12 protein-coding genes are annotated in these 15,378 nt (G+C 63.2%); 6 read left to right on the forward strand and 6 right to left on the reverse strand.

The window, feature by feature from the left end; all coding sequences use genetic code 11:
* From EOA86_RS03560 to EOA86_RS03585, 6 genes are all read right to left on the reverse strand, one after another.
* Nucleotides 1-761: ABC transporter ATP-binding protein (locus tag EOA86_RS03560; protein ID WP_164891542.1), on the reverse strand; the 761-nt coding region annotated here is incomplete at its 3' end.
* The gene (locus tag EOA86_RS03565) at nt 758-1,876 is read right to left on the reverse strand and encodes an ABC transporter ATP-binding protein (RefSeq protein WP_128340730.1); all 1,119 of its coding nucleotides are present in this window, start codon (nt 1,874-1,876) and stop codon (nt 758-760) included. The genes EOA86_RS03560 and EOA86_RS03565, both read right to left, overlap by 4 nt.
* 5 nt (nt 1,877-1,881) lie before the next feature.
* Nucleotides 1,882-2,739 carry a carbohydrate ABC transporter permease gene (locus EOA86_RS03570; RefSeq protein ID WP_095518160.1) on the reverse strand — a complete coding sequence of 286 codons (858 nt, stop codon included), beginning with the start codon at nt 2,737-2,739 and terminating at the stop codon, nt 1,882-1,884.
* A gap of 9 nt (nt 2,740-2,748) precedes the next feature.
* Nucleotides 2,749-3,672, reverse strand: coding sequence for a sugar ABC transporter permease (locus EOA86_RS03575; protein WP_029355248.1), 924 nt, complete (start codon nt 3,670-3,672; stop codon nt 2,749-2,751).
* Nucleotides 3,673-3,878: 206 nt separating this feature from the next.
* The gene (locus EOA86_RS03580) at nt 3,879-5,324 is read right to left on the reverse strand and encodes an extracellular solute-binding protein (RefSeq protein ID WP_128340731.1); all 1,446 of its coding nucleotides are present in this window, start codon (nt 5,322-5,324) and stop codon (nt 3,879-3,881) included.
* 44 nt (nt 5,325-5,368) lie between these two features.
* Nucleotides 5,369-6,343, reverse strand: coding sequence for a sugar-binding transcriptional regulator (locus tag EOA86_RS03585; RefSeq protein WP_127209510.1), 975 nt, complete (start codon nt 6,341-6,343; stop codon nt 5,369-5,371).
* Nucleotides 6,344-6,797: 454 nt separating this feature from the next.
* Here EOA86_RS03585 and EOA86_RS03590 point away from each other — a divergent pair, with 454 nt between their 5' ends.
* From EOA86_RS03590 to EOA86_RS03615, 6 genes are all read left to right on the forward strand, one after another.
* Nucleotides 6,798-8,198 carry an SWIM zinc finger family protein gene (locus tag EOA86_RS03590; RefSeq protein ID WP_128340732.1) on the forward strand — a complete coding sequence of 467 codons (1,401 nt, stop codon included), beginning with the start codon at nt 6,798-6,800 and terminating at the stop codon, nt 8,196-8,198.
* Nucleotides 8,195-9,634 (forward strand): DUF5691 domain-containing protein, encoded by a 1,440-nt coding sequence (locus EOA86_RS03595; protein WP_128340733.1) that lies wholly within the window; start codon nt 8,195-8,197, stop codon nt 9,632-9,634. The genes EOA86_RS03590 and EOA86_RS03595 overlap by 4 nt, the downstream gene beginning before the upstream one ends.
* Before the next feature lie 18 nt (nt 9,635-9,652).
* Nucleotides 9,653-10,732, forward strand: a complete 1,080-nt coding sequence (locus EOA86_RS03600; RefSeq protein WP_128340734.1) for an AAA family ATPase — start codon at nt 9,653-9,655, stop codon at nt 10,730-10,732.
* 4 nt (nt 10,733-10,736) lie between these two features.
* Entirely contained in the window at nt 10,737-12,992 is a 2,256-nt protein-coding gene (locus EOA86_RS03605; RefSeq protein ID WP_128340735.1) for a DUF5682 family protein, read from the forward strand.
* Nucleotides 12,985-14,226, forward strand: coding sequence for a VWA domain-containing protein (locus EOA86_RS03610; RefSeq protein WP_128340736.1), 1,242 nt, complete (start codon nt 12,985-12,987; stop codon nt 14,224-14,226). Before EOA86_RS03605 ends, EOA86_RS03610 begins: the two co-directional genes overlap by 8 nt.
* Nucleotides 14,227-14,231: 5 nt before the next feature.
* A partial coding sequence (locus EOA86_RS03615) for an FAD-binding oxidoreductase (RefSeq protein ID WP_164891543.1) occupies nt 14,232-15,378 on the forward strand: 1,147 nt, incomplete at its 3' end.

Consider the following 15,378-nt stretch of genomic DNA (forward strand, 5'->3'; position numbering starts at 1 on the left):
GTGCCGACATAGGCCTCGAAGACATTCATCGGCGGCTCGCCGACGAAGGTGCCGGTGAACAGGTTGGCCGGCCGCTGCTTGAGCATGTCGGGCGTGTCGAATTGCTGCAGCACGCCGCCTTCCATGACCGCGATCCGGTCGGCAAGCGCATTGGCCTCGGTCTGGTCGTGGGTGACGAGGATCGCGGTCAAGCCGCGCTCCTTGATGAAGTGCTTGATGCGGCCGCGCAGCACGGCGCGAAGTTGCGGTTCGAGCTGCCCCATCGGTTCGTCCAGCAGATGAAGATCCGCCTCGCGGATCAGCGCCCGGCCGAGGCTGGCGCGCTGCTGCTGGCCGCCGGAGATGGAGCTTGGATAGCGCTCCAGAATGTCCTCGATCTCGAGCAGCTTGGCGATGCTGGCAACCTTCGCATCGACGTCGCGTTTCCGCAGTTTGGCCGCCTTCAGCGCAAACGCCATGTTCTCGCGCACGGTCAGCGGCGGATAGAGCGAATAGCCTTCGAACGCCATCGCCACATTGCGCTTGACCGGAGGCAGCGTGTGCACCTTGCGGCCGGCAACCGAGATGGTGCCGCGCGAGACCTCCTCGAAACCGGCGATCATGCGCAATGTCGAGGTCTTGCCGCAGCCGGACGAGCCGAGCAATGCGACGATCTCGCCCCTGCCGATTTCCATCGTCAGGTTCTGGACGGCGTGCACGCCCCTGTCGATCGGACCGTAGAACTTGTCGACGCCGGAAATGGTGAGTGCGCTCGGGATCATGCCGCTTCTCCGCTGCGCAAATTGACGACGTTCCTGGCGCCGATTCTGTCGCCGCTCGCCTGATCGAACAGCAGGGCGCTTTTGCCGTCGACGGCAATATGAGCCCTGCCCTCGGTCTGACCCGGTGTTCCGGCTGGCCGGGAGACCAGGATTTCACGGCCGCGCACGGTGCGCACCAGCGTGACGATCTTTTCATTGAGCGGCGTCTCCGCCTCAACCGTCACCGGAATGGCAGCGGGCGTTCCTTCGTCGACGAAGCTCAGGGCTTCGGGCCGTAAGCCGATCACGCAGTCGCGGCCGACCATCGCGTCATAGGCACCTGTCAGATGAACCTGGACGTTCGACAGGCCGACATAGATGCCCTTGGCATCGCGCGACGGCTTGACGTCGAGCAGGTTGATGGTCGGGTCGCCAAACAGCCGCGCGATCTCGATGTTCGCCGGCTCACGATAGATCTGCTCGGGTGTGCCGAGCTGCTTGATGACGCCTTGCGACATCACCGCGATGCGGTCGCCGAGCGCCATTGCCTCCTTGTAGTCCTGGGTGACGTAGACGACGGTCGCGCCACGGTCGGCCAGCAGCCTCGGCAATTCGAGCCGCATTTCGAAGCGCAGTTTGGCATCGACGTTGCGCAAGGGGTCGTCGAGCAGGAGAACCGGCGGCGAGCCGACCAGAGCGCGGGCGAGCGCGGTACGCTGCTTCTGGCCATTGGACAGCGCCCGTGGCTTGTGGCTGAGCACGTGGCCGATCTTCAGCAGCTTAGCGGCGCTCTCGACGCCCGCCTTCATCGCACTCTGCGACGAACGCTTGGCCTGTAGCGGCGTGGCGATGTTGTCGAACGCAGTCATGTGCGGAAAAAGTGCGAAATTCTGGAACGCCATGCCGACGCCGCGGAACTCGGCATCGAGGTCGGTCATATCCTCACCGCCGATGAAGATCTTTCCCTCATCGGGGTCGATAACGCCGGCGACGAGCCGCAGCAGCACCGTCTTGCCGGCGCCGGACGGTCCGAACAGGACAAGGGTTTCGCCGTCGGCGACGGTCAGCGACAGATTGTCGAGAACAGTCTGGCTCTTGTAGCGCTTGACGACATTTCGCAGTTCGAGGCTGGCCATGAGAACTATCCCTTTACCGCGCCGAGCGACAGGCCTTCGACGAGATAGCGCTGTGCATAGAGGGCGAGCGCCAGCGTCGGCGTGATCGAAAGCACGATCGCCGCCGAGATCTGGCCATATTGGATGCCGGAGGAGGTGATGAAGGCCAGCGCACCGACTGTCACCGGCTGCTTGTCGGCCGAGGCTAGCACGAGCGCGAAGACGAAATTGTTCCAGGCGAAGATGAATGCGAGCAGGCCGGCAGCCGCAATGCCCGGGCCGGCGAGCGGCAGCGCGATCTTGCGGAAGGTGGCGAACCAGGAATGGCCGGCGATGCGATAGGCATATTCGATGTCGGCCGGGATGTCCTCGAAATAGCCGCGCACGATCCATAGGATCAGCGGCAGGCAGATCAGCTGATACACCCAGATCAGCCCGATATAGGTGTTGGCCAGTCCAAGCTTCTGGAAATAGAGGGTGAGCGGCAGGAGCACCAGCAGCGCGGGCGCGAACCGGAACGACAGCAGCGTAAAGGCAATGTCTTCCGAGCCGCGAAACTTATGCCGTGCAAAGGCGTAGGCCGCCGGAACGCCGAGCAGCAGCGCGACGGCGACCGAGGTGACCGACAGGAACACCGAATTCCAGAGGTTGCGCATGAAGGCGATATCGAGCGTGCCGGCCGCCGTCGTCAGCTTTCCGGTGATCAGCGCGGTGTAGTTGGCCAGCGTCGGCTTGAAGACAAGCTGTGGCGGAATCCGCAAGATGGTTTCGTTGGTCTGGAACGACATCATTAGGATCCAGACGATCGGGAACATGAAGAAGATCACGACCAGTGTCAGCGCTATGCCGCGCAGGATGCGTTCGAGAAGCGAGGTGTGTTCCATCTCAGCCTCCTATGCCTGGCCGCGGGCGCGTTCGCGCAGCCGCAGCCAATTCTTGATGAAGATATTCGAGAGGAAGTAGGTGATTGCCCACAGGATGATCATCAGCGCTGCCGAGCGGCCGACATTGGTCGACTGGAAGAAGTTGAGATAGGCCTCGACCTGGAAGACGGTCAGCGTGTCGCCCGGACCGCCCTGGGTCATGGCATAGATGATGTCGAACTGCTGGATGGAATCAAGCAGACGGAACAGCGTCGCCGTCAGGATGTAGGGCATCAGCATCGGCAAGGTAATGCGGAAGAACACGAAACTCCTCGGCACGCCGTCAAGTGCTGCCGCCTCGAAGGGCTGCGTCGGCAGGCTGCGCAGGCCGGCAAGCAGCAGGATCATGATGAAGGGCGTGTAGACCCAGATGTCGACAAGGACCACGGTGAAAAGCGCGGTCGACGGCGACGAGGCCCAGCGGAAATCGTGCAGTCCGATCAGGCTGGCGAGATAGCTCAGCACGCCGAAGCCGGGATTGGTCATCAGCTTCCACATCAGCGCGGCAAGCGCCGGCGCCGTCATCAGCGGCATCAGCAGCATGATCGAGATGAAGTTGTTCAACGTCGAGCGCTTCTGCAGGAGCATGGCGATGCCGAGACCGAGAAGCAGTTCGAGCAGGACGGTGATACCGGCATAGAGCAGCGATATCTCCAGCGTGTTCCAGAACTTCGGGTCGGTGAAAAAAGAGATGTAATTGTCGCCCCAGTTGAACTGACGCGCCCAGGGCTGGCTCAGCCGGTAGCGCTGGAACGAGTAGACGACCGATGTGAAGAACGGGATCAGGATACCGATGCAGACGAGCAAGGCCGGCAGGCTGAGCACATAAGGCAGCACTCTCTTGCTGATCCTGAAGCCGGAAGGCTTGTTTCTTTGCATGGTCGCCGCAGTCATCGTGCTGTTCCATCATCTCTGTTGCTTCGCCCTGCCGACCGCCCAGGGAGCTAGGCGGCCGGTTGGGCGAGTGGCGGCACCGCCAGTGTTTGAGCATCGGATTTTCCCAAAACCGGTTTCCACTTTTGGGTCCGATGCTCCAGGCGCCGCTTCGCAGTGGAATGGCCGGCTGGCCCGCAAAAAGCGGGCCAGCCGTTCGCCAGGACTTAGCCGAGCCCGGCTTCCTTGAGCTGGCCATCGATGCTGGTGGCCAACATGTCGATGCCTTCGTCGACGGGCACTTCCTTGGCCACCATCTTCTGCAGCGTCGCCGCCCATTCGGTGGTGAGATCGAAGAACAGCGGCTGCGGTGTGAACTTGATGCTGGCGCCGGGCGCCGAGACGTCGAACATCTCGACATAACCCGGGTAGCTCTTGTTCAGCTTCTCGCGGAACATCTCGTCGTTCCAGACCGACTGACGGACCGGATTGACGAAGTCCATCTTGGTCGCGCCGAACAGTGCATGCTCGGGCCCGGATGCCCATTGCATGAAGTACCAGGTGGCGTCCTTATCCTTCGAGAAATTGGACATCGACAGCGACCAGATCCAGATATTGGGCGTCGGCGCCTTGGCGGCGGGATTGGCCTTGAAGGCGGAGAAGGCGAGCTTGCCTGCCATCTTGTTGTCGCCGCCATTCATGAAGTAGCCGAGGATGTCGGCGTCGAAAATCATCGCCGAGGCGCCGGCGCCAAGATCGGTGCCGACCTGATACCAGGTATAGGTCGACCAGTCCTTGGGGCCGCTCTCCTGGATCATCTGGACCCACTGCTTGTGGAAGGCCTTGGATTCGGCGGTGTTCATCGCGGCCGACAATTTGCCGTCGGCCGAGACATTCAGGTCCTTTTGGTCAAAGTTGGCATAAGCCGAGAGGAAGCCGGGATGGATCGTCGCCCAGGAGCGCGAGCCGCGCACGCCGATGCCGTAGACGCCACTACCGACATCCTTGGTAAGCTTGGCCGCCGTAGCGACCATCTCGTCCATATTGCCGGGAACGCCGACGCCGACCTTGTCAAACATACCCTTGTTGTAGGTGATGTTGTTCTGTTCGAAACCCCACGGAATGCACCACTGCTTGGCGTCATCGGAGCCGAGCACTCCGCCGGGCTGGCCGTTCCAGGCGCAGGACTTCCTGACACCGGGCAAGAAGTCGTCCCAGGCATAGTTCACGTTGGTCTTGGTCGGATCTTTGATCCACTCGTTGAGGTCGGTGATCCAGCCGGCCGGGCCGTAGGTCCAGGTCATGTAGGCGCCGGTCATGAAGGCATCGTATTCAGGCGAGCTGGCCGACAGCGCAGCGGTGACCTTGTCGAAATAGACGTCTTCCGGGAAGACGTCGTAGACGACCTCCATGCCGGTCAACTTCTTGAAGTTTTCAAGGTTGGCGATCATCGCATCGGCGTAAGGATGCTTGTTTAGCAAGAGCTTGATGGTCTTGCCCTTGTGCGCCTGCCAGTCGAAATCCGCCGCCAGTGCGCGGGTCTGCCCCAGATTGAGCAGCGTGCCGGCAGTGCCGGCGGCAAGGCCCATTGCGCCGAGGCCTTTGATCAGCCCACGACGATCGACTTGTCCGCGCAGGAACGCGTCGATCAGGTCTTTTTCTTTCTCATGCATTTGTCTTCTCCTCCACAGGGTAGTTTCAATCGAATGGCTGCCGGCTACCCGACCGACTTCTGCTCCACGAGTGATCGCGCCGTCCGCTCATCGGTGACCAAGCCCTTGAGATAGCGGCCCTCCAACACCGATTTGATGGCACGAACCTTCACCTTGCCGCCGGCGACGGCGACAATCCTGCGATTGCTGATGTCTTCGCGCGCCAGCGCCAGCGCCCGGTTGGAAAGGGTCGTCTCGACCGCCTTTCCAGCATCGTCGAAGAAATGGCCGAGCAGTTCGCCGACGCCGCCATTGCGGCGAATCTCTTCCATTTCGCCCTTTTCGATCATGCCGGTCGCGACCAGCGACGCCTCGCGCTCGGCGGTGCCGATGCCGGCAATGAGCAGGTCGGCGGCCTTGCCAAGATCGAAGACCTCACTGATGCCTTTCTGCCCGAGCAGCACGGTTCGATCCTCGACCGTGTTGGCGAACATCGGCACCGGCATCACATAGGCTTCCGCGCCGGTCCGTTCGGCCAGGCGGTGAATGACGTCGTGCGGATTGGCCGAGAATTTGCGTGTCAGGCCGCCAAGCAGTGAGACGAAGCGGGTCTTTTCGGCAGATATGCGCGGCAGATACTCCACGCAGGCGGCCAGCGTGCGGCCGTGACCGACGCCGATCAGCGTATCCTCGCCGCGCTCGATCTCACGCTTGAGAAATTGCGCGCCGGCAATGCCAAGCGCCTTGAGCGGCAGTTCTTCGCCATCGAAGTCAGGAACGACTTCGCAATAGTCGAGGCCGTAGCGGCTGGACAAATCGTCTTCAAGCGCGACGCATTCCGACACTTCGCCGTCGATATAGACTTTGACCAACCCCTCCTGATTGGCCTTGGTGATGAGGCGATGCGCCTTGAGGCTGGTCAGGCCAAGCCGCTTGGCGACCTCCGACTGGGTCAAGCCACCAGCATAATGAAGCCAGGCGGCACGCGTCGCCATACTGGTTTCATCGTCGCGCAGGAGGCCGTTTCCAAAACCAACCATTTCCGCCCTGAGATATTTTTATCAACTGGTGCAAAATTTTTCACAAGGCGTTGCAGGAGTCAAGCACCGCACCGTTCAAATCGCACAAAAAGGCGCCAAAAAGATTCAGCCCGCTGGAGCGCGATCGTGCAGGCGCCCGTTGGAGTGTCGGGCCTGTCGACCTGAAGGGCAAAGGCTGAACGGCTCGCTCCAGCGAACCAGTTGCATGGGTTGCTAAGACTTGCTCCCGTCCACTGAGCGCACAACTGGGCTGGCCGACGCCAAACGCCGTTTTGCTGAAAATCCTCTGCCTGCCGAAATGGCGGTGGACCGCGCTTGCGGATCAGGTGGATTCGGCCGCAAAGGATAAGATCGAGAAGTATCGATCTTCGCTTCACGAGAGCTACAATAATTCTTCACAAACGGCTATCTATCCTGGCGACAGGCGTTTGGTTCGAGTCACGAGGGGCGCGGCTTGGAATTCGATTTGAAGACCATCGAGGCGCTTGCCCCCGATCAGGCGTCGCTGGGCGCCGCCTCCAAGCTAACCAAACGATCGAGCTGGCCGCGGCTGGAAAAGAATGAGCAGCAGGCGCTCATCTGGGGTGAATGCCAGGGCTCCGGCTCCAATCCTTATCGGGTGGTGATCGACACAGGCGACCACGGCTACAAATGCACCTGCCCCTCGCGAAAATTCCCGTGCAAGCACACGCTGGCCCTGATGTGGATTGCCGCCACTGCGCCAGCCAGTTTTGCAGCCGCCGAATCGATACCGGAATGGGTGAATGACTGGCTCAGCCGGCGCAGGAAGACGACGCCACCGCCAGGGCAATCGACATCCGGCGCGGCAGCCAAGAGCATCGATGAAGCCGCACGGACGGACCAGAGCGCCGCCGTCGAAGACGTTGCGGCGGTGGAGCGTCGTGAGGCAGCGCAGCGCAAGCGGGCGGAAGACACACGACAAGCAGTGTCGGCGGCGCTAGATGAACTCGACCAATGGATCGCCGATCAGTTGCGGCTTGGCCTTTCGGGTTTTATCGACGGCAGCAGCGACCGTTGCCGCCGGATTGCTGCGCGGCTGGTCGACATGAAGGCAACCGCGCTTGCCGGTCGCATCGACGAGATCCCATCGCGGCTGATGGCGCTACGCATCGAAGAAAGACCGGATGCGGCGATCCGCGAGCTCGGCAAGCTTGTGCTGCTGGCCAAGGCGTGGCGGTCGGCGCCTGACGATCCGGAGCTGAAGCGCCTCGTATCGACTTCTGAGACCCGCGAACAGGTTCTGGCCAATCCCGATGCAAGACAGGTCGAAAGCTTCTGGGAAGTTCTGGGCGAGAAGATCGAGAGCCGCCGTGACGGTCTCGTCAGCCATTCGACCTGGCTGCTTGATCTGAAGAGCACTACCCCGCAATTTGCCGTGCTGCTCGATTATTTTCCGGCTTCTGCCGGACGCCGGTCCAACGCTTTTGCTCCGGGCGATCGTTTCGATGCCCGGCTGGTCTTCTATCCATCACGCAAGCCGCTCCGCGCACTGGTGGCGGAGCGCATGGGTGAAGTGATATCCGGCGCGTGGCCTGATTTCAGCTTCGGCGCTGCAAAGGACCCACTCGCCACGCATGCTTCCTATCAGGATGCTGCACCTTGGATTGCCGATTGTCCTCTCATGCTGCCGCCTGGTGCGATCCTGGTCGACGACCGGGGCACAGGCTGGTGGCAGGCTGCGGATGATCCGCAAGGGATCGCCTTGCCGATCGCAGGCGCGGTAAATCAAACATTGCTCGGCCTCGACCTTGCCGCCACGGCAGCGCTCTGGGATGGCGCCCGGCTTGACCTTCTGGCGGCGCAAAGCGGGTTCGGGAGGCTTGACCTGTCGTGAACGAGGGCGAGCAAACAGGCCTGGCGACAATGCGCGATTGCTGGATCACCGGCGGCGCCGCTTTCGATCTGGCTCCGACCGCCTGGAAGACGATCGCCGGCGGTGTAAGTCCCGACGAGCAGGAGCGCCGACTCCTTGCAATCGCAGCACAAGCGCTCGACGTCGCCCTGCGGCCTGCGGCGCCGAAGACACTCAAGCGCCGTCCCCCGCTGCCCAGGCTTGCGCTCCCTATGCTGCCGGAGCGGTTGCGGCCGCTGTTGAGAGCCGCTCTGAAACACGCCGTCGACGCGAGACGCAAGACGCGCGTGGTGAAGCTTGTCGCCAGCCGCGGCTTTGTCCTCCATCCGATGGACTGGATGCCCTCGGATCAGAACAGTCCGGACGTCTACGCTCCCTGGATCGACTGGAAAGCAAGCTTCGACGGGGAGAGACATGCCCCACTAGAGAAACTGACGGCGGAAAATTGGGATGAGTTCTATCCCGCCGCGCGACGCATCGCGCTGGCAGACATGCGCCGCAGTGAACCGGCTTCGGCTCGACTGCTGGTCGAGGCCAAGGCGTCGGGCGAGTCCGCCGAGGTCAGGCTTGCGCTCATCGAACTCATGCGCTTCGGCCTGAATCCTGAGGACGCGCCGTTCCTTAAAAGCCTCTCCGCCGACAGGTCCGGCAAGGTGCGCGAACTGGCTGGCCGGCTGCTGGCAAGGTTGGGAGAGCACGGCCGTTCAAACTATGGCGGGGAGGGTGATCCCGCAGCTGAACTCGCCGCGTTCATCAGCGAAGGCAAATCCGGCTTCATCCGCCGCCGCAGCATCTACACGCCGGCGAAGTTGAAATCGCCGGCGCAGGAAAAGCGTCGCGCCGAATTGTTCGAGACCTGCAATCTGGTCGACCTGGCCGCGCGGTTCAATGCTACCGAACCTGAGTTCATAGGAGCCTGGCAATTCGGCGCCGACAACAATGCCGACATCCTGATCGCACGAATGGTCGCCGCTTCGGGGAGCGACGCCGCGGTGACGCAGATGGCGGATACACTTGTCGCGGATGGTGGCAAACCGGCGCTGTTCGTACTGCACCTCACGCCGCGCCTGGACAGTCGCAGAAAACGAGCCCTCGTCCGGCTGATCCTCAAGCAAGCGAATTACCTCAACGCGATCAATCTGGCGGAAGGCATTGATGCTGGCTGGCTGGAATGGGACGATCTTTCGAATGGATCGGCTCTTGCGGCGCTGCGCTCCGCCGTTGCGGGAAACGACGACGCCGTGCGGCGGGGCGCCGACGATATACTGGAAACGATCGGCTTCCTTGCCACAGCGACCACAGCGGCAAAATTGATCGACGAGGTCGTCGCAGCCGGCATGCCGCCTCCAGCCCCATCACTCAGTGTCCTGCGTCTCAACGCGGCGCTGGCCGAGCATCAACCTAGAACCGACACATGATCAATCCGGAGAATTCATATGAACGCTGCCATCCGTCTCCCGGTCGAGCAGGCCTATGCCTCTGAATTGCAGGCGCTGGCGCGCAGTGACGACAGGCAAAGGCCTGCCGGCTGGAGCCTCTCGCCACAGGCTGTGCTGACCTATCTGCTGGGCGGGAAGGCCGGTGACGGCACGCCGGTAACGCCAAAATATGTCGGTCGCCGCCGGTTGATGGAGACCGCGGTGGCAACGCTCGCCACCGACCGCGCATTGTTGCTGCTCGGCGTTCCCGGAACGGCCAAGTCCTGGGTGTCGGAACATCTGGCCGCCGCCATCATGGGCGACTCGACGCTGATCGTGCAGTGCACGGCCGGCACCGACGAGAACCAGATCCGCTATGGCTGGAACTATGCGCAACTTCTGGCAAAGGGCCCGAGCCAGGACGCATTGGTGCCGACGCCGCTCTACCGCGCCATGCAGACCGGCAAGCTCTGCCGACTCGAGGAACTGACGCGCATGGGCTCGGACGTGCAAGACACGCTGATCACCGTGCTTTCCGAAAAGATGATGCCGATCCCGGAATTGAACACATCGATCTATGCCCAGCGCGGCTTCAACATCATTGCCACGGCAAACAATCGGGACAAAGGTGTGAATGAACTCTCCTCGGCACTCAAGCGTCGTTTCAATGTCGTCGTTCTGCCCTTGCCGGAAGACATGGCTGAAGAGGTGGCGATCGTCTCCAAACGGGTCGATGAGATGACCGGCGGGCTCGACCTGCCGGTGCCGAAAAATGTCGGCGAGGAGATAGCCCGGGTATTGACCATCTTCCGTGAATTGCGCTCCGGCGCGACCGCCGACGGAAAGGTGACGCTGAAGACGCCTTCGGGCTCGCTGTCGACCGCCGAGGCGATCGCGACGATGGTTGGCGGGCTTAGCCAGGCGGCGTGGTTCGACAGCGGCAAGCTCGGCGCCGAAGGTCTTGCCGCCAGCCTTGTCGGCGCGATCGTGAAAGACCCGGTACAGGACAAGGTCGTGCTGGAAGAATACCTGGAAACAGTGCTGAAGAAGCGGCCGGACTATGCCGGCTACTACGCGGCCTTGAACGCAGCGCTCTGACGCCGTGGGACAGGGCGACATCGCCTATTTCGGCATACGCCATCACGGGCCGGGCTCCGCCGACAGCCTCGCGCAGGCATTGCAGGATTTGCAGCCGGTCGCCGTGCTGATCGAGGGGCCGAGCGACGCCTCCGCGCTGCTGCCGTTGCTGGCCCGCCCGGAAATGCAGCCGCCGGTAGCACTGCTTTGCTATCCGGAGGAGGATCCGGCTTCGACAAGTTTTTGGCCGTTCGCCGAGTTTTCGCCGGAATATCAGGCGGTGCTTTGGGCCGTGGACAACAAGGCGGCGTTGCGCTTCATCGACCTGCCGTCGTCGGCGCGCTTCTCGGAAGCGGCGGTCGAAGGCGCGGAAAAAGTCGATGCTGACGAAGCGAAGGAATCAAGCGAGCGTGATGATGTGGCTCCGCATCGGCGTGATCCGATAGGCACGCTGGCCCGCGCCGCCGGCTATGAGGATGGCGAAAGCTGGTGGTCGGACATCATCGAGCAGAATCCGGAACCAGGCCCAATATTCGCGGCCATCTCCGACGCGATGATGACGCTGAGGGATGGTGAAGGCTCGATCGCTGAGTTCGAGGCCCAGCGCGAAGCGCATATGCGGCTCGAAATCGCTGTGGCGCGCAAGGAATTCGACGGACCTATCGCCGTCGTCTGCGGGGCGTGGCATGTGCCGGCACTGCAGGCGACACCGCAGAAAAACGATCAAGCCCTGCTCAAGGGGATCGCAAGGCGCAAGAGCACGATGACATGGGCGCCGTGGACGGGACCGCGTCTGGCGCTGGGCTACGGCTATGGCGCGGGCGTCGTCGCACCCGGCTGGTGCAAGCATCTCTGGCGCACGCGCGGCCGGCGCGATGCAGCAACCTTGTGGCTTGCAATGATTGCAGCGGTGCTGCGCGTGAAGGGTCACCTGGTCTCGTCCGCTTCGCTGATCGAAGCGGAGCGGCTCGCCCGCACGCTCGCCGCGATTCGCGAGCGGCCGAAACCCGGGTTTGAGGAATTGCGCGACGCCGCAATTGCGGCTCTGTTCAATGGCGAAGCGTTGCTGTGGGCCCTGGTCGAGGCCGAGCTGCTTCTAGGTGCGGACGTCGGCGAAATTCCACCCGACACGGCGTTGGCGCCGTTGATCGAGGATCTGCAGCGCAACCAGAAGGCCGCGCGGCTGAAACCTGAAGCGCTGGAGCGGGAACTATCCGTCGACCTGCGAAGCGACAGCGGGCTGTTTCGTTCGACATTGCTGCATCGGCTGAACGTGCTTGGTGTGCATTGGGGCAAGTTGACGGACGCCGGTCGCAGCCGTGGCACCTTCCGTGAGCGGTGGACCCTGGCCTGGGAGCCGGAATATGCCGTTCGCCTGGTGGAGAACCTGATCTACGGGCCGACCATCGAAAAGGCTGCCAACGGCCGCCTGATCCAAATGATCGAAGCTGCAGCAACCCTCGATACTCTTGTGGCACTGGTCCAGGGCGCCATCACGGCAGGCCTGTCGGAAGCATCGACGGCCGGTCTTGCGGCCCTGGAGGCGCGCGCGGCGCGCAGCAGCGAATGCCTGGAGATTCTGGCCTCGGTGCCGCCGCTCGCCGACATCATCCGCTACGGCGAGGCCCGCAAAACGGAGACGAACCGGCTTTCCGGCCTCATGGAGCGGCTGATCGTCGAAGGTGCGATCGCGCTTCCCTATGCGGCACGCGACCTGGATGAGCAGGCCGCCGCGGCGCTGGTTAGCGCGATGCGCAAGGCCGATGAGGCGATCAGGCTGGTCGAGCCCGGGGAAGACGTGCTGAACGGATGGCGCAACGGGCTGGCTGCCGTGCTTGAGGGGTCGCGAGCGACGGCGCTGCTGGCCGGATGCGCCGCGCACCTGCTTTATGAGGCCGGCCGCCTGTCCGCCGAAGCCGCAGCCGGGCTGCTCGGGCGACGCCTGTCGCCGGGCACGCCGGTCGCCGAGGCGGCGGGGTTCTTCGAGGGCTTCTTCAGCACAGCCGGTCAACGGCTGATCTATGACGAAGGTCTGCGCGGCGCGGTCGATTCCTGGCTCAAATCTCTCGACGAAGATGCTTTCATCGCGCACCTGCCGTTGCTGCGCCGCGTCTTTTCCAATCTGGACAGCATGGAGCGCCGGCGGCTGATCGAAGCGGTTCTCGGCCGCGCCGCGCGCTTGCCGGCTGGCCTGACGCCGACGCCGGATGGCGGCGAGGCATGGCGCCGACACCTGGAACGGCTTGGACCATTGCTCACGGGAGGAAACGGCAATGGATGACGAGGGCGAAATGAACGGGCCCGGCCCACTCACTGCAAATGCCGGAGGGGAGCGCCGCTGGCGCCTGGCGATCGGCGCCGATGACGAGGCGTCGGCGGCACTTTCCAGCGACGACAAACGACTTTCGGCGGCACTCGATGCTCTCTACGGCGATGGTGCCAGCGCGGCGGCCAGTGACCCGCGCAAGCGGCGTGGCGGGCTTGGCCGTTCGGCACCGCGCGTTGCGCAATGGATGGGCGATATCAGGTCCTTCTTTCCCGCGCAGGTCGTTCAGATTGTCCAGAAGGACGCTTTCGAACGGCTGGACCTGAAGCAGATGCTGATGGAGCCGGAGTTCCTCAAGGCGATCGAGGCCGACGTCAACCTGGTCGCCGACCTGATTTCGCTCCGCTCGGTTATGCCGGCCAAGACCAAGGACATCGCCCGCACGATCATCGCCGACATCGTCGCCAAGCTGATGCAGAAGCTGGAGCAGAAGACCGCCGAGGCGATACGCGGCGCGCTCGACCGATCGAGGCGCACCAACCGTCCGCGTGCGCGCGATATCGACTGGCAGCGCACCATCTCGGCGAACCTTCGCCACTACCAGCCCGAGCACAAAACCATCGTGCCGGAGAAGCTGGTTGGTTTCATGCGCAAGCAGCGCCGGCTGGTCGACCTTGACGAAGTCGTTCTCTGCGTCGACCAGTCCGGCTCGATGGCAAGCTCGGTGGTCTACGCCTCGATCTTCGCGGCGGTGATGGCCTCGCTGCCGGTCGTGCGCACCAAGCTCGTCTGTTTCGATACGGCCATCGTCGACCTTACCGAAGAACTCAGCGATCCCGTCGAAGTGCTGTTCGGCGTGCAGCTTGGCGGCGGCACCGATATCAACCAGGCCGTCGCCTATTGCGCCGACCGTATCGAGCGGCCAACCAAGTCGCATCTGGTGCTGATCACCGACCTCTACGAGGGCGGCAATGGCCAGGAGTTGCTGCGGCGGCTGGCGGCGCTGGTTCGATCCGGCGTCAATGTCGTCGTGCTTCTGGCACTGACCGACCAAGGCCGGCCCGGCTACGATCCGGCAATGGCAGGTTCGGTTGCCGCACTTGGCATTCCGGTCTTCGCCTGCACGCCGGATTTGTTTCCGGACATGATGGCGGCGGCATTGCGCCGGGAAGATATCGGCGCCTGGGCGGCGGGAGCCGACATCAAGTTGGTTCGCACCGAGGCCGAAGCGCCCAGGGCGAACGAGTGAGCCCCATGTCACAGAACGTTGCCGAGCTCCTGTCGCGGCTGGAAAAACGGCTGGACAGATCAGCGATCGTTTCGGCCGACGAGGCCGGACCGCGTTACAGGGAAGATCCCGACGGCAAGACCGGCGCACTGCCGGAGTTCGTGCTGCGTCCGCGCAGGACCGGCGAGGTGTCGGACATACTGCGCCTGTGCAACGAGGCGCGGCAGAGGCTTGTCGTCCAGGGTGGCCGAACCGGGCTTGCCGGTGCGGCTCGCATCCAGCCCGGCGAAGCGGTGCTGTCGGTGGAGCGCATGACGGCGATCGAGCCGCCCGACCGCGAGGCGGCAACGATCGTCGCCGAGGCCGGCGCACCACTACAGATGGTGCAGGACGCGGCCGATACGGCCGGCTTGCTGTTCGGCGTCGACATCGGCGCGCGCGGCACGGCCACGGTCGGCGGCAATGTCGCCACCAATGCCGGCGGTGTCCGGGTGCTGCGCTACGGCATGTACCGCGCGCAGGTGCTCGGCCTGGAAGCGGTACTTGCCGATGGCAGCATCCTGACGTCGCTCAAGGGCTTGCCCAAGGACAATTCCGGCTATGATCTCAACCAGCTGTTCATTGGCAGCGAAGGCACGCTGGGCGTCGTCACGCGCGCCTGCCTGCGACTGCACCCGAAGCCGGCCACCGAGGTCAACGCCTTCTGCGCGCTTGCTTCGCTCGACGCGGCGATAGCGCTGCTCGGTCTGCTCAGACAGAGACTTGGACCCCTGCTCTCGGCCTATGAAGTGAATTTCGCGCCGCTCTATGGCGCCATGGTCGCCGGCATGGATGCGCCGGCGCCGCTGCCCGTCGGCTCGCCCGTCTATGTGCTGGCCGAGATACAGGGCAGCGAGCCCGACCGCGACGGCGAACGTTTTGCCGATGTGCTGATGCAGGCGGTCGAGGACGGCGTGATCGACGACGTGGTGGTCTCGCAGTCGCCGCGCGAATTCCGCGCGCTGTGGGCGGTGCGAGAGGACGCCAATCGCTTCCTGTTTTCGATAAAAGGCCTGGTCGGCGTTGATGTCAGCATCCCGCTGGCGAGGATGGGCACTTTCCTGCGGGAAACGGAAGCTGCGGTCCAGGCCGTTGACCGCAACGCCGACATCTACGTCTTCGGCCATCTCGGCG

The organism is Mesorhizobium sp. M5C.F.Ca.IN.020.32.2.1, assembly GCF_004023105.1.
In the GTDB taxonomy this organism is placed as follows: Bacteria; Pseudomonadota; Alphaproteobacteria; order Rhizobiales; family Rhizobiaceae; genus Mesorhizobium; species Mesorhizobium wenxiniae.

Bases quoted from the DNA above. Each gene is read 5' to 3' on its own strand.
- EOA86_RS03580 (WP_128340731.1), bottom strand. From the start codon at position 5,324: ATGCATGAGAAAGAAAAAGACCTGATCGACGCGTTCCTGCGCGGACAA.
- EOA86_RS03585 (WP_127209510.1), bottom strand. From the start codon at position 6,343: ATGGTTGGTTTTGGAAACGGCCTCCTGCGCGACGATGAAACCAGTATG.
- EOA86_RS03610 (WP_128340736.1), top strand. From the start codon at position 12,985: ATGGATGACGAGGGCGAAATGAACGGGCCCGGCCCACTCACTGCAAAT.
- EOA86_RS03575 (WP_029355248.1), bottom strand. From the start codon at position 3,672: ATGACTGCGGCGACCATGCAAAGAAACAAGCCTTCCGGCTTCAGGATC.
- EOA86_RS03570 (WP_095518160.1), bottom strand. From the start codon at position 2,739: ATGGAACACACCTCGCTTCTCGAACGCATCCTGCGCGGCATAGCGCTG.
- EOA86_RS03565 (WP_128340730.1), bottom strand. From the start codon at position 1,876: ATGGCCAGCCTCGAACTGCGAAATGTCGTCAAGCGCTACAAGAGCCAG.
- EOA86_RS03600 (WP_128340734.1), top strand. From the start codon at position 9,653: ATGAACGCTGCCATCCGTCTCCCGGTCGAGCAGGCCTATGCCTCTGAA.